Here is a 14,462-nt window from a genome sequence, read left to right on the forward strand (position 1 = left end):
AGGGTCTGGTCGTGACCGAGGAAGAGTCGCGCGTCTGGACCGTGCCCAACATCATCAGTGTGGTGCGGCTGGCCGGCGTCCCCCTCTTCCTGTGGCTGGTGCTGGGACCCGAGGCGGACGCCTGGGCCCTCGTGGTCCTGATGGTCGCCGGGTTCACCGACTACCTCGACGGCTGGCTCGCCCGACGCCTCGACCAGTTCTCCAAGCTCGGCGAGATCCTCGACCCGGTCGCCGACCGGCTCTACATCCTCGCGGTCGTCATCGGGCTCTACCTCCGCGACATCATCCCGTGGTGGGTGGCGCTCGCACTGCCGTTGCGCGACCTGCTGCTGTGGGGTCTCGTGCCCATCCTGCGCACCCGCGGGTTCTCCGCACTGCCGGTCCACTTCCTCGGCAAGGCCGCGACGTTCAACCTCCTCTACGCCTTCCCGCTCCTGCTGCTGGGCGAGGGCGACGGCATCGTCGCGAACCTGGCCCGCACCTTCGGCTGGGCCTTCGCCTGGTGGGGGATCGGGCTCTACTGGTGGGCCGGCGTGCTCTACGCCTGGCAGGTCCGCACGCTGCTGCGCGACACCCCCAGGCGTACGTCGTCCGCGGCCGACCATGGTTGAGGGCGGTGACCGGCGGGCCGGCTCGGGGACGGACACGCGCGAGCGCGAGCTGCCCGAGCACGTCACCACCCCGTTGCTGACGCTCATCACGACGCGGTCGATGGACGAGGACTACGCCCACGTCGCCCGCAAGCGTGCGGCGGCGGGCGAGGCGCCCGCGGTGCGGACGCGGCCGCACTGGGCGAGCCTCGTCGCGGTCGTGGTCCTCGGCGTGATGGCCGCCGTCGTCGCTGCGCAGACCGACCGCGAGGCGGAGGTCAACGAGCTCAGCCGGGCGGCGCTGGTGGAGCGGATCGAGGTCCAGAGCGACCGGCTCGGCGACCTGCAGCGCACCGTCGCCGAGCTCACCAGCGCCAACCAGGACGTCGCGAGCAACAGCACCACGGTGCAGGGCCAGCTGGACGGCATCGCCGCCCGCGTCGACCGGGCCGAGCTCAACACCGGGTTCGCCGCCGTGCGCGGTCCGGGCGTGCGGATCACTGTCTCCAACCGGGAGAACACCGACGTCGACAACGAGATCCGCGACGAGGACCTGGCGACCCTGGTCGACGGCCTGTGGGCCGCCGGCGCCGAGGCGGTGGCGATCAACGACCAGCGGATCAACGCCCTCGGTGGGATCCGCAACACGGGTCGTGCCGTGCACGTGAACGGACGTCCCGTCCTCGCGCCCTACGTCGTGCAGGCGATCGGGGACACCCGGTCGCTCCAGGCGAGGCTGCTGCAGACCAGCCAGGGCCGGACGTGGTTCCTGCTGGTCGACGGTCTCGACCTCCTCTACAGCGCCGAGAATGTCGAGAACATGCGCCTGCCTGCTGCCCCCGGGCCGTCGCTGCGTGATGTGATCGAGCTCAACGCCGATCCCGAAGGCGTACCGGAAGGGGAGGGGAGCGCGCCATGATCGCTGCGCTGGGTCTGCTGCTCGGCATCGTCGCCGGGCTGCTCTTCGCCCCCGACGTGCCGCTGGGCCTGCAGAACTACCTGCCGATCGCCGTGGTGGCCGCCCTCGACGCCGTGTTCGGCGGTCTCCGCGCCTATCTCGACGGCATCTTCGACGACAAGGTCTTCGTCGTCTCCTTCGTCAGCAACGTCGTGATCGCCGCCGCGATCGTCTACCTCGGCGACCAGCTCGGTGTCGGTGCCCAGCTGACGACCGGCGTGGTCGTCGTGCTCGGCATCCGGATCTTCTCCAACGTCGCAGCGATCCGCAGGCACGTGTTCCATGCCTGACCTCACGCCCGACCCCACGCCCGACCCCACGCCGGAGCACCGCGAGCCCGACCCTGAGCCGCAGGACGACAGGCTGCGCAACGCGATCACCCGCCCCTCGCGACGCCAGGCGGTGGTGGCGGTGCTGCTGGCCGTCCTGGGCTTCGCCTTCGTCGTGCAGGTGCGCGGCACCGCCGCCAACGACACCTACGCGGGGCTGCGCGAGAGGGACCTGATCCAGGTCCTCGACGGACTGACCGGCACCGCCGAGCGCGCCCGGCGCGAGGTCGACCGGCTCGACGCGCGCCGCGAGGAGCTGCTCGACGAGAGCCAGGCCCGCGCGGCGGCGCTCGACGAGGCCGAGCAGCGGGTCCGGACACTCAACATCGTCGCCGGCCTGGTGCCGGTCTCCGGCGAGGGGCTGCGCATCACGATCACCGAGTCCACCAGCCGGGTGGCGGTCGGCTCGCTCCTCGACACCATCCAGGAGCTGCGCACCGCTGGAGCCGAGGCGATGGAGTTCAACGACTCGATCCGCCTGGGCGCCGACAGCCACTTCGAGGACGCCGTCGGCGGCATCGAGCTCGACGGCCAGCTCCTCGAGTCGCCCTACGTCCTGGAGGTCATCGGTGACCGCCACCTGCTCCAGACGGCCCTGGCCTTCTCCAGCGGCCCCATCGAGACGCTGCAGACCGAGGACGGTGCCACCGTCGAGGTCGAGGAGCTCGAGACGGTGGAGATCACCAGCGTCCGGGAGTCCTCGCGACCTGAGTATGCGGAGCTCGACGACGGCCAGTAGCCTGCCGCACACCAGCTGTCACCAGAGCTGTCCCCAGCCATCTCAGGAGGAGCCACCGTGTATCCGGAGAACCTGAAGTACACCAGTGAGCACGAGTGGGTCCGCACCCCCGGCGACGCCGAGGGGTCGGTGCGCGTCGGCATCACCGACTTCGCCCAGGACGCCCTCGGCGACATCGTGTACGTCTCCCTGCCGCAGGTCGGCGACGGCGTCACGGCGGGCGACACCTGCGGCGAGCTGGAGTCGACCAAGTCGGTCAGCGACATCTACGCCCCGGTCACGGGTGAGGTCGTGGCGACCAACGCCGCCCTCGACTCGACGCCCGAGCTGGTCAACAGCGACCCCTACGAGGCCGGCTGGCTCTTCGAGGTCAGCGTCTCCGACGCCTCCCAGGTCGACGGCCTCATGGACGCCACCGCCTACCAGGCCAGCATCGCCGGCTGAACCCGCGCCCACACCGGGGTGCCTCGCGGACCGTTCGTCGCGACGCCACCTTGCGCGGCTGATAGGTTCGCTACAACCGTCAACCTCAACTCTCGGCTGAGGGTTGGGCGTCGATCCGTCGAGGAGTTTCCATGCCGTTCTGCACCGCCTGTGGCAAGCAGAACCCTGACGATGCGCGCTTCTGTGCCCAGTGCGGCACCAAGCTGCTCGCCGGGGAAGACACCGGCGCCACCCCTGTCGGGGCCAGCCAGGTCGAGTCCACTGCGACGATCACCTTCGGGGTCCCCGACCAGCGTGAGTCGTCCGACCGCCAGCTCAGCCCGGTCGACGCGGCCGCCGTGGACGCCCTCCCGGAGGGCCATGCCCTCCTGGTCGTGCAGCGCGGTCCGAGCGCGGGCAGCCGGTTCCTGCTCGACACCGACGTCGTCGGCGCGGGCCGGCACCCGGACAGCGAGATCTTCCTCGACGACGTGACGGTGTCCCGCCGCCACGCCGAGTTCCGCCGCTCGGACGGGGGCTACACGGTGGGCGACGTCGGCAGCCTCAACGGCACCTACGTCAACCGCGACCGCATCGACTCCGTCGCCCTCAACGACGGCGACGAGGTGCAGATCGGCAAGTACCGCCTGGTGTTCTTCTCCTCCCACCCGGTCAGCTGAGCCGTTGAGTGCCTCGACGCCCGCTGGCGCGAGTCGTGGCGCCCGCTACAACATCGGGCAGGTCCTCGACCAGCTGCGTCCCGATTTCCCCGGGGTGACGATCCCCAAGATCCGCTTCCTGGAGGACCAGGGCCTCGTCAAGCCCGAGCGCACTGCCGCGGGCTATCGCAAGTTCTCCGGGGACGACGTCTCCCGGCTCCGCTACATCCTGCTGATGCAGCGCGACCACTACCTCCCGCTCAAGGTGATCGGCGAGCACCTCGATGCGATCGACCGCGGGCACGAGCCTCCCGCCATCGAGTCGGTCGTGCCCACCGTTCCCAAGGTGGCGCTGAGCGCCGACGGGCTGCCCAGCCCCGAGTCGTTCCGCCGGACGAGCGACCTGCGGCTCTCGCGCCGCGAGCTGCTGAAGGTGGCGGACATCTCCGAGGAGCTCCTCACGCAGCTCGAGCAGTTCGGCCTGGTCAGCGCCCGCACCGGCACCGGTCACTTCGACAGCGACGCCCTGGTGGTCGCCCAGACCGCCCGCGAGCTCGCCGACTTCGGGTTCGAGCCGCGGCACCTGCGTGCCTTCAAGACCTCCGCCGACCGCGAGGTCGGACTCGTCCAGCAGGTTGTCGCGCCGCTCGCGCGGGGCCGTGACGCCGCCGCACGCGGCCGCGCCGAGGACGCCACCTCGGAGATCGCCGCGCTGTCCGTACGTCTCCACGCGACGCTGGTGAAGGTCGGGCTCGACCGCGGCTAGCGCCGGTAGAGGAGCGCCGCCGGCCACCTCACGCCACGTGAGTAGGGTGGAGGCATGCGCGAAATGGACGTCGTCGGAGTCCGCGTCGAGATGCCCTCGAACCAGCCGATCGTGCTGCTGCGAGAGGTGACGGGGGAGCGTTACCTCCCCATCTGGATCGGGGCCGTGGAGGCGACAGCGATCGCCTTCGCGCAGCAGGGCGTGACGCCGCCGAGGCCGCTGACCCACGACCTGATGCGCGACGTGCTGGAAGCCACCGGCCAGCGGCTCGTCGAGGTCCGCATCGTCGACATGCAGGACAGCATCTTCTTCGCCCAGCTCGTCTTCGACGGCGGCGCCGAGGTCGGCGCACGACCGTCCGACTCGATCGCCCTGGCGCTGCGCACGGGCACCCGCATCGTGTGCGCAGAGGCCGTGCTGGACGAGGCCGGCCTCGCCGTGCCGGCCGAGCAGGAGGACGAGGTCGAGCGGTTCCGGGAGTTCCTCGACCATGTCTCACCCGACGACTTCGAGTCCCCGTGAGCCTCAGCGGCCCCACGAGAAACACTCACCCTCAACCTTAGGTTGAGGGTTGCGACACGCCGTGGCGTGGATGGACAACCCGAACTCTCGGGCTTACCTTGAGATGTCTTCGTTGTAACTCCACCGTTGTCGTTGCCGGTTCGACCGGCGCCGCTCGGATCCTTCCCCCAGGAGTTGCTGCTCAGCGGAGGAACCGACGTGGAGGCTTGGCTGTGGCTAGCAACGAGAACGACCCGGGCGTGGACGCCGCCGCGGCACAGGCTGCGGCCGAGGCCGCCGGCCTCGCCGAGGAGCAGGGGCTCCTCTTCGCCGACGACGTCTCCCCGCTCCCCAGCGACACCGGCTACCGCGGGCCGACCGCGTGCAACGCCGCCGGCATCACCTACCGCCAGCTCGACTACTGGGCCCGCACCGGGCTCGTCGAGCCGAGCGTGCGTGGCGCTGCCGGGTCGGGCTCGCAGCGGCTCTACTCCTTCCGCGACATCCTGATCCTCAAGGTCGTCAAGCGTCTCCTCGACGCGGGCATCTCGCTCCAGCAGATCCGTACGGCCACCGCCCACCTGCGCGAGCGCGGCACCGACGACCTGACGCGCGTCACCCTGATGTCTGACGGCGCGTCGGTCTACGAGTGCACCAGCAACGACGAGGTGATCGACCTCCTCCAGGGCGGTCAGGGCGTCTTCGGCATCGCCATCGGCGGTGTCTGGCGCGAGATCGAGGGCACGCTCGCCGAGCTCCCCAGCGAGCGTGCGGCCGAGGAGCCGGCCGGAACGGTCGCGGGCGACGAGCTCGCCGCCCGTCGCGCCGCCCGCCAGACCGGCTGAACACTCCGGCGCACCACACGAACCTCCGACGAAGCCGCCCCGGCGAGGGCGGCTTCGTCCATTTCTGTTGCGTATCGCTAAACTGGGGGAGCCGACATCCCGTGCGGGAGAGTCGTTGCGGCAGGCCCCCGGGCAGGTCGCAGTGCGCCGAAGGGGCAAATCCTCCCGGAACCTCTCAGGCACCAGGACCGCACGGGTTGGCACTCTGGAGGCCACCTGGCCGACAGAGGGGAGGTCATCGAAGTGACCTCAAGGAGTGCCCGTGCCGGACGCCACCCCGACCCCCTCGAACGACCTCTCCACCTCGTCCGGGGCCAGCGCCACGTTGGGCGAGTTCGTCGCCCGCCACATCGGGCCTGACGACGCGGCCGTAGCCCACATGCTGGAGGCGATCGGGCACGACTCGCTCGAGGGCCTGATGACGGCAGCCGTCCCCGGCGGCATCCGCACCGCGGCGGCGCTCGACCTGCCCGAGCCGCTCGACGAGGAGGCGACGGCCCGCGCACTGCGTACGCTCGCGTCCCAGAACCGGCCGGCCGAGGCGATGATCGGGCTGGGCTACCACGCGACGATCACGCCGGCGGTCATCCGCCGCAACGTGCTCGAGGACCCGTCCTGGTACACCGCGTACACGCCCTACCAGCCCGAGATCTCGCAGGGCCGGCTCGAGGCGCTCCTCAACTTCCAGACCGTCGTCGCCGACCTCACCGGCCTGCCGACCGCCAACGCGTCGCTGCTCGACGAGGGCACCGCGGCGGCTGAGGCGATGACGCTCGTACGCCGCGCGCAGCGCAACGCCGCAGGCCCCTTCGTCATCGACTCCGACGCCCTCCCGCAGACCATCGACGTGGTCCGCACCCGCGCCGAGGGGATGGGCATCGAGGTCGTCGTCGCCGACCTTGCCGACGGATTGCCCGACGGTGACGTCAGCGGCGTCCTCGTGCAGTACCCGGGCGCCTCGGGCGCCGTGCGCGACCCGCGCCCGGTGATCGACGCGGTCCACGAGCGCGGCGGCCTCGCGGTCGTCGCCGCCGACATCCTCGCGCTCACCCTGCTCGAGGCGCCGGGCACGTTCGGCGCCGACGTGGTCGTCGGGTCGTCCCAGCGGTTCGGCGTGCCCCTCTTCTACGGCGGCCCGCACGCCGGCTTCATGTCGGTGTCCGCCGGCCTCGAGCGCCACCTGCCCGGCCGGCTCGTCGGTGTCTCGGTCGATGCGGAGGGCAAGCCGGCCTACCGACTGGCCCTCCAGACCCGCGAGCAGCACATCCGTCGCGACAAGGCGACCTCCAACATCTGCACCGCGCAGGTGCTGCTGGCCGTGGTGGCGTCGATGTACGCCGTCTACCACGGTCCCGAGGGCCTGCGCCGGATCGCACGGCGCACCCACGACCACGCCAGCCGGATCGCGGCGGCCCTGCGGGCGGGCGGGATCGACGTCGTCAACGACACCTGGTTCGACACGCTCACCGTGTCGGTGCCCGGCCGCGCCGGCGAGGTCGTCGCTGCCGCGCGCACCGTCGGCCTGCACCTCCGGGTGATCGACGAGGACCTCGTCGGGGTCTCCACCTCAGAGCGCACCAGCCCCTCGACGGTCGTCGCGGTGCTGCGCGCCTTCGGCGTGGCCACGGGCGACGACGAGGCGGCTTCGGGCCTGCCCGAGGCGCTCGGTCGCACCACGGAGTTCCTGACCCACGAGGTCTTCAACTCCCACCACAGCGAGACGCAGATGCTGCGCTACCTGCACAAGCTCTCCTCGCGCGACTACGCGCTCGACCGCGGGATGATCCCGCTCGGCTCGTGCACGATGAAGCTCAACGCGACGACCGAGATGGAGCCGGTGAGCCTGCCCGGCTTCGCCGACCTGCACCCGTTCGCGCCCGCCCAGGACGCCACCGGCTATCGCGAGCTCGTCGACGACGTCGAGCGCTGGCTCGCCGAGGTCACCGGCTACGACAAGGTCTCGGTGCAGCCCAACGCCGGCTCGCAGGGCGAGCTCGCCGGGCTGCTCGCGATCCGCGGCTACCACCGGGCCAACGGCGACACCGGCCGCAACGTGTGCCTGATCCCGTCGTCGGCCCACGGCACCAACGCCGCCTCCGCGGTGATGGCCGGCATGAAGGTCGTCGTCGTGCAGGCGTCCGACGACGGGTCGGTCGACCTCGACGACCTGCTCGCCAAGTGCGACCAGCACGCCGACACCCTCGCGGCGATCATGGTGACCTACCCCTCGACCCACGGGGCCTACGAGGACACGATCACCGACCTCTGCAAGATCGTCCACGACCACGGCGGCCAGGTCTACGTCGACGGCGCGAACCTCAACGCGCTCCTCGGCTACGCCCGGCCCGGTGAGTTCGGCGGCGACGTGTCGCACCTCAACCTGCACAAGACGTTCTGCATCCCGCACGGTGGCGGTGGCCCCGGCGTCGGTCCGGTCGCGGTCCGCGAGCACCTGGCGCCGTACCTCCCCTCCCACGCGTGGCACCCCGAGGCCGAGAAGCGCGAGGGCATCGGCCCGATCAGCGCGGCGCCCTACGGCTCCGCGGGCATCCTGCCGATCACGTGGGCCTACATGCGGATGATGGGCGGCCCCGGTCTGACCCGCGCGACAGCGATCGCGGTGCTGTCCGCCAACTACATCGCGCACCGCCTCGAGGAGCACTTCCCGGTGCTCTACCGCGGGCACGGCGACCTCGTCGCCCACGAGTGCATCCTCGACCTGCGGGGCATCTCCAAGGCGAGCGGCGTGAGCGTCGACGACGTGGCCAAGCGCCTCGTCGACTACGGCTTCCACGCGCCGACCATGTCGTTCCCGGTGGCCGGCACGCTCATGGTCGAGCCCACCGAGTCCGAGGACCTGGGCGAGATCGACCGCTTCTGCGACGCGATGATCGCCATCCGCGGCGAGATCGCCCGGGTGGAGGCGGGGGAGTGGACCCCGGAGGACTCGCCGCTGCGCCACGCGCCGCACACCGCTCGTGCGCTCGTCGGCGAGTGGGACCGCACGTACTCGCGCGAGGTCGCGGTCTTCCCGCTCGGCATCGACCCCGACAAGTACTGGCCGCCCGTGGCTCGGATCGACCAGGCCTACGGCGACCGCAACCTCGTGTGCGCCTGCCCGCCGCCGGAGGCCTTCGCCGACAGCTGACCGAGGCTAGGGTTCGTCCGTGAGTGACCAGCGCCAGCGACTGCTGGACGTCGCGCAGGCCGAGGGCCGGCTGACGTCCGTGGTCGGTGCCGTCTTCGACCGCTACGGCGCGGTCTGGGCGGGCGGCGCGGGTGACGCGCCCGGGCTCGACGGGCAGTACCGCATCGGGTCGATCACCAAGTCGGTGACCGCGGTGCTGGTCATGCAGGCGCGCGACGCGGGACTGCTCGACCTGGACGACCCGCTGTCGGCGCACCTCGGCGAGATCGGCGGCTACGGCGAGGTCACCGTGCGCGACGCGCTCGCGCACACCTCGGGCATGCAGAGTGAGCCGCGTGGTCCGTGGTGGGAGCGCACCCGCGGCAGCGACGTCGCGGCGCTGCTCGCCGCCAACGACGGGTCGGGCCGTGTCGCCGGGCCGGGGGAGTGGTTCCACTACTCGAACCTCGGCTACGGCCTGCTCGGCGAGGTCGTCGCCCGGAGGTTCGGCGGCCGGTGGCGCGACCTCGCCCACGACCGGCTGTTCCGGCCGCTCGGCATGCGCACGACGTCGTACCTCCCGCGCCCGGGCGCGCAGGCGGGCTGGAGCGTCGACCACTTCACCGGGATCCGGGTGCACGAGCCGCTGACCGAGACCGGGGCCATGGCGCCTGCCGGACAGCTGTGGTCGACGCTGGCGGACCTGGTGACGTGGGGCCAGGTGCTGGCCGGAGTGCACCCGCAGGTGATCTCGGCGGCGACGCTCGGCGAGATGGGCCGACCGGTGACGCCGACCTACGGCCTGGGGCTGATGCTCGACGTGCACCCCGGCGGCCGGCTCGTCGGGCACGACGGGTCGATGCCGGGCTTCATGGCCTCGCTGCAGGTCGACCCCGACAGCGGCATCGGCGCAGTGGTCCTCACCAACGCGACCACCGGCATCGTGCCGCGGGCGCTCGCGGTCTCGCTCATCGAGGGCGACCCGGATGCCTCGGACGAGCGCCCCGCTCCGTGGCGGCCGACGATCGCGCTGCCCACGCCCGTGCTGGGGGTGCCGGGGGTGTGGTTCTGGGGCAACACGGCCTACGAGATGCGCTGGCACAACGACGGCCTGGAGCTGCGACCGCTCGCTCTGGGCGGGACCCTGTGGGAGCGGTTCGAGATCGTCGACGGCGCACTGGTCGGCGTTCTTGGCTACCACCGCGGTGAGCGGCTCGACGTCGTACGACGGCCGGGCGGGTCGATCAGCCACCTCGAGTGCGCCACCTTCGTCTACACCCGCACGCCCTACGACCCCTACGTCGAGATCCCCGGTGGCCACCCGCGCTAGGGTCTGCGCGAACCACTCGTCTCGGGGGAGAACACATGCCTGTCGCACCCGCGCGCGCTGCCGTCGTGGCCGTCGCGCTCGCCATCGTCGCCACGCTGCTCGCAGCCGGCACCGCTCACGCAGCCGACCGTCGTCCGGACGGACTGACCGGCTATGCCTTCGACGCGCGCTGCGCGCCCACCCAGGCCGAGATGGATGCGTGGCTCACCTCGTCGCCCTTCTGGGGCGCGGGCGTCTACATCGGCGGCTCGACGGTCTCGTGCAGCACGACGGCCACCGACCCCGGTCAACCGCACCTCGACGCCACCTGGGTCGCGCGGCAGCGAGCCGCCGGCTGGCGGCTGCTGCCCATCTGGGTCGGCCCGCAGGCCGCGTGCCATCCCTCCTACAGCGACCTGATCGACCCGAACCCGGCCGGCGACTACGCCGCCGCCGACGCTCGGGGTCGCGCCGAGGCCGCTGCGGCGGTGGCCCGGGCCGGAGAGCTCGGCCTCCCGGCCTCCACGACGCTCTGGTACGACCTCGAGGGCGGGTGGGACGTGACCAGTGACGACTGCCGCCGGTCGGCGCTGCGCTTCCTCAGCGGCTGGACCTCCCAGCTCCACGCCCTCGGTCGTCGCTCCGGCGTCTACTCCAGCGTCTCGGCCGGGATCCACGCGCTCGACAACGCCGACAGCTTGTCGCCGGGGTCCTACGAGATGCCCGACCAGGTCTGGTACGCCTGGTACAACGGCCGTGCCGACGTCGACATCGCCTCGCAGTGGGTGCGTGCCGGCAGCTGGCGCGGCGAGCGCGTCCACCAGTACGAGGCACAGACGACCGTCGTCCACGGCGGCGTGCCGCTCACCATCGACCGCAACTTCCTCGAGCTCGACGGCGGCTCGCAGGCCCCTCGGAGGACGCTGGCGTGCGGCAGGACGCGGATGGACTTTCCGGCCTACCCCCGCCTCAGGCCCGGCAGCCGCGGGGACCGGGTGACCGCCCTGCAGTGCCTCCTGCGCACCAACGCGCGCTATCGCGGCAAGCTCGACGGCCACCTCGACCGTGACGTCGTGCGCGCGGTGGCAACGTTCCAGCGTCGCCACGACCTGCGGGCGACGGGCAAGCCGGACGCAGCGACCTGGACCGCGCTCTTCGCCCGCGGCTCCTCGCCGCTGATGAAGGTGGGCTCGTCGGGGAAGTCGGCGTTGCGACTGCAGCGCGCGCTCGTGGCGGCCGGCCAGCGCTTTGCCAGGCCGACGGGGATCGTCACCGACCGCACCGCGAAGGCGGTGGTCCGCTACCAGCGCCGCGTCGGGCTCGCTCCGACCGGCGTGGTCACGCCGGAGACCTGGGCGGCGCTCCAGACCGGTGCCCGCTGACCTCTCGGAGTACGTGCCCGTGCGTCGCGCCGGGCGCTAGTGTTGCCGCCGTCGGGGGCGGCTGCACCCGCATGGAGCTTTGCGGAGGGAAATCGGTATGGGACTCTTCCAGGCAGTGAGCGGTGCGATCGGCGGCACGCTGGCCGACCAGTGGCTCGACTTCTACACGGTGCCCGACGGGCTGCCCGCCACGGCAGCGGTCTTCCCGGCCGTGCGCCGGGACCAGAACGCCGGCCGCGGCGAGAACGCCGGCGCCTCCGACGGCGTGATCACCAACGGCTCCAAGATCGTCGTGCCCGAGGGCTACGGCCTGGTGCTGATCGAGGACGGCGCGTTCACCGGCTTCGCGGCGCAGCCCGGTGGCTACGTCTGGGACTCCGACGAGACGGCCTCGCAGTCGGTCTTTTCCGGCGGTGGACTCGTGGACTCGCTCATCAAGCAGAGCTGGGAGCGCTTCAAGTTCGGTGGCCGCCCGGGCAGCCAGCAGACCGCGATTTTCGTGACGCTGAAGGAGCTGCCCAACAACAAGTTCGGCACGCAGTCGGAGATCTACTGGGACGACGCGTTCCTCAACACCCAGGTCGGCGCGATCACCCGCGGCACCTACACCCTCAAGATCAGCGACCCGCTGACCTTCATCCGCAACTTCGTGTCCGCGAGCGTGATCACCGGCCGGGGAGTCTTCGACTTCACCGACATCGACAACCCCGCCGGCGAGCAGCTCTTCAACGAGGTCGTCGGCTCGCTCGCGCCGGCCTTCTCGATGTACACCAACGACCCCGCCAAGGGGAACCGGATCGCCCGCCTCCAGCAGGACTCGATCGGCTTCGCGCAGTCGCTGTCGGCCGCCGTCGAGGAGAACTACCAGTGGCGCACCGACCGCGGCCTGGAGATCGTGAAAACCGCGATCATCTCGATCGAGTACGACGAGAACACCCGCGAGCTGCTGAAGAACGTCCAGCGCGCCGACGCCCTGTCGGGCTCGCGCGGCAACTCGAACCTGCAGGCGTCGGTCGCGGCGGGCATCGAGTCGGCCGGTGAGAACGCCGGGCCCGGCGGGCTGATCGGGATGGGCATGGCTACCGGCGGCATGGGCCTCGGGGGTCTGCAGCAGCCGACCCAGCAGGCGCCCCAGCAGCCGGCCGCGCCGGCAGCCGCACCGGCGGCGCCGGCCGAGCCGGCCGCGGAGGACCCCGTCGCCGTGCTCAAGCGCGCCAAGGAGATGCTCGACGCCGGCCTGATCACGCAGGAGGACTACGACGCGGCGAAGGCCAAGGCTCTTGGCATCTGAGCCCCCGCCGGGTCCGTCGGAACGCGACCCCGACGCGCCCGTCTTCGACGGACCGCCGCTGTCCCTCGAGGAGGAGCTGGCGGCGGCCCGCGCCGAGCCCGAGCCGGGCCCGAGCATCGACATGGTCAACGAGTCGCTGGCCGACGGCGTCAACCGGTGCCCGAAGTGCGGATCGACGGACGTCCGCCAGCGGGCGTCGACCGGGCAGCTGATCTGCCTGTTCTGCCGCCACGAGTGGCAGGAGTCGCGGGTCGAGGAGGAGTTCGGCCTCGGGGTGGGCATCGACGAGCTCGAGGGCACCGTCATCGCCGGCGGCGCGGAGGAGATCTCCTCCGACGACGACGTCATCACGATGACGTGCACCGGCTGCGGCGCGGACGTCGTGGTGGACACCGCGCACGCGATGAACGCGCGCTGCCACTGGTGCCGCCACACCCTCAACGTCAACCAGCGCACGCCGAACGGCGCGGTGCCCGACGCGGTGCTGCCGTTCCGGCTGACGCACGCCGAGGCGGTCGAGAAGATCCGCGAGTTCGCCTCCAAGCGCCGGCTCTTCGCGCACCCGCGCTTCAAGAAGGAGTTCGTCCCCGAGAACGTCCTCGGCGTCTACCTGCCCTACCTCGTGATCGACGCCCGCGCCGAGGCGTCGTACGCCGGTGTGGGCGAGGTGCAGACACGGCGCTGGACCGAGAAGAGCGGTGACAACACGACGACCTACTACGCCGCCGACGTCTACCGCGTCGACAGGTCGGTCGCCTTCACGGTCGACGACCTGACGGTCGAGGGCGCTGCCGACCGCGCGAACTTCGACGGCTCGACCACCAACAACATCGTCAACACTGTCCTGCCGTTCGACACCAAGAACGCCGTGAAGTGGAACTCCAGCTACCTCGTGGGGTTCACCAGCGAGAAGCGCGACCTCGACGTCGTGGAGCTCGAGCCGGTCCTCGAGGACCAGCTGCTGTCGATCGGCCGCTCACAGGTCGAGGGATCGCTGTCGCAGTTCGACCGCGGCGTGCGGTGGGAGGGCGAGAAGGTCGACGTGGGCGGATCGCGCTGGGTGTCGATGTACCTGCCCGTGTGGCTCTACTCCTACTACCAGGAGAACACGAAGATGCTGCACTACATCGCGGTCAATGCCCGGACGGGCGAGACGATGGGCAGCGTGCCGGTCTCGCAGCCGCGGCTGATCTTCGCCGCCCTCACCGTCGGCACCTTCCTCGAGGGGATCGCCGGCTGGATCCTGGTGGCGTCCGCATGATCGCCGACATCGTGGTGATGGCCAGCGAAGGCGTGCCGGCATGGATCCTCGCCGCCGGCCCGGCCGGGGGAGCGGCGACCTACTGGGCGCTCTACCGCTACTACCGCAACACCGACAAGTCCCACGCCTACGAGCGCGACACCCTGATCACCGCCCAGCCGGTGTCGGGCAGCCAGGAGAAGGTCGACCACATCTCCCGGACCCGTGACTCCGACATCGACGGCGACAACAGCAGCAACTACCGACAACGCGTCCGGCGGATGGGCTGACGCCGGCCCAGTG

15 protein-coding genes and 1 riboswitch are annotated in these 14,462 nt (G+C 71.3%); all 15 genes read left to right on the top strand.

The annotated features are described in order from the left end of the window. Positions 1 to 11: 11 nt before the first annotated feature. Complete coding sequence (clsA, locus tag EUA06_RS10045) at positions 12 to 611, top strand: cardiolipin synthase ClsA (protein WP_242498081.1); 600 nt, start codon at positions 12 to 14, stop codon at positions 609 to 611. Then, positions 604 to 1,509, top strand: coding sequence for a DUF881 domain-containing protein (locus EUA06_RS10050; RefSeq protein WP_129475176.1), 906 nt, complete (start codon positions 604 to 606; stop codon positions 1,507 to 1,509). Before clsA ends, EUA06_RS10050 begins: the two co-directional genes overlap by 8 nt. Further along, on the top strand, positions 1,506 to 1,838 hold the full coding sequence (locus EUA06_RS10055; protein ID WP_129475178.1) for a small basic family protein: 333 nt from the start codon (positions 1,506 to 1,508) through the stop codon (positions 1,836 to 1,838). Before EUA06_RS10050 ends, EUA06_RS10055 begins: the two co-directional genes overlap by 4 nt. After that, positions 1,831 to 2,616 (top strand): DUF881 domain-containing protein, encoded by a 786-nt coding sequence (locus EUA06_RS10060; RefSeq protein WP_129475180.1) that lies wholly within the window; start codon positions 1,831 to 1,833, stop codon positions 2,614 to 2,616. Before EUA06_RS10055 ends, EUA06_RS10060 begins: the two co-directional genes overlap by 8 nt. Positions 2,617 to 2,673: 57 nt before the next feature. Continuing rightward, a complete protein-coding gene (gene gcvH / locus EUA06_RS10065) occupies positions 2,674 to 3,060 on the top strand; it encodes a glycine cleavage system protein GcvH (protein WP_129475182.1) in 387 nt (128 codons plus the stop codon). Positions 3,061 to 3,191: 131 nt separating this feature from the next. Next, complete coding sequence (locus EUA06_RS10070) at positions 3,192 to 3,719, top strand: FHA domain-containing protein (protein ID WP_129475184.1); 528 nt, start codon at positions 3,192 to 3,194, stop codon at positions 3,717 to 3,719. 4 nt (positions 3,720 to 3,723) lie between these two features. Beyond that, positions 3,724 to 4,464, top strand: a complete 741-nt coding sequence (gene ftsR / locus EUA06_RS10075; protein ID WP_129475186.1) for a transcriptional regulator FtsR — start codon at positions 3,724 to 3,726, stop codon at positions 4,462 to 4,464. Between the two features lie 54 nt (positions 4,465 to 4,518). Continuing rightward, complete coding sequence (locus EUA06_RS10080; protein WP_129475188.1) at positions 4,519 to 4,986, top strand: bifunctional nuclease family protein; 468 nt, start codon at positions 4,519 to 4,521, stop codon at positions 4,984 to 4,986. A 239-nt stretch (positions 4,987 to 5,225) separates the two neighbouring features. Beyond that, a complete protein-coding gene (locus EUA06_RS10085; RefSeq protein ID WP_129475700.1) occupies positions 5,226 to 5,810 on the top strand; it encodes a MerR family transcriptional regulator in 585 nt (194 codons plus the stop codon). 94 nt (positions 5,811 to 5,904) lie between these two features. Beyond that, positions 5,905 to 6,011: riboswitch (glycine riboswitch) on the top strand. Positions 6,012 to 6,135: 124 nt separating this feature from the next. Next, on the top strand, positions 6,136 to 8,958 hold the full coding sequence (gene gcvP, locus EUA06_RS10090) for an aminomethyl-transferring glycine dehydrogenase (RefSeq protein WP_129475702.1): 2,823 nt from the start codon (positions 6,136 to 6,138) through the stop codon (positions 8,956 to 8,958). 19 nt (positions 8,959 to 8,977) lie between these two features. Then, positions 8,978 to 10,267 (top strand): serine hydrolase domain-containing protein, encoded by a 1,290-nt coding sequence (locus tag EUA06_RS10095; protein ID WP_129475190.1) that lies wholly within the window; start codon positions 8,978 to 8,980, stop codon positions 10,265 to 10,267. Positions 10,268 to 10,302: 35 nt separating this feature from the next. Continuing rightward, on the top strand, positions 10,303 to 11,628 hold the full coding sequence (locus EUA06_RS10100; protein WP_129475192.1) for a glycoside hydrolase domain-containing protein: 1,326 nt from the start codon (positions 10,303 to 10,305) through the stop codon (positions 11,626 to 11,628). Positions 11,629 to 11,725: 97 nt separating this feature from the next. After that, positions 11,726 to 12,919 (top strand): SHOCT domain-containing protein, encoded by a 1,194-nt coding sequence (locus EUA06_RS10105; protein WP_129475194.1) that lies wholly within the window; start codon positions 11,726 to 11,728, stop codon positions 12,917 to 12,919. Beyond that, positions 12,909 to 14,180 carry a TFIIB-type zinc ribbon-containing protein gene (locus EUA06_RS10110; RefSeq protein ID WP_129475196.1) on the top strand — a complete coding sequence of 424 codons (1,272 nt, stop codon included), beginning with the start codon at positions 12,909 to 12,911 and terminating at the stop codon, positions 14,178 to 14,180. Before EUA06_RS10105 ends, EUA06_RS10110 begins: the two co-directional genes overlap by 11 nt. Further along, the gene (locus EUA06_RS10115) at positions 14,177 to 14,449 is read left to right on the top strand and encodes a hypothetical protein (protein ID WP_207208301.1); all 273 of its coding nucleotides are present in this window, start codon (positions 14,177 to 14,179) and stop codon (positions 14,447 to 14,449) included. Before EUA06_RS10110 ends, EUA06_RS10115 begins: the two co-directional genes overlap by 4 nt. The last annotated feature ends 13 nt before the right edge of the window (positions 14,450 to 14,462 follow it).

It is taken from the genome of Nocardioides glacieisoli (assembly GCF_004137245.1).
Classification (GTDB): Bacteria; Actinomycetota; Actinomycetes; order Propionibacteriales; family Nocardioidaceae; genus Nocardioides; species Nocardioides glacieisoli.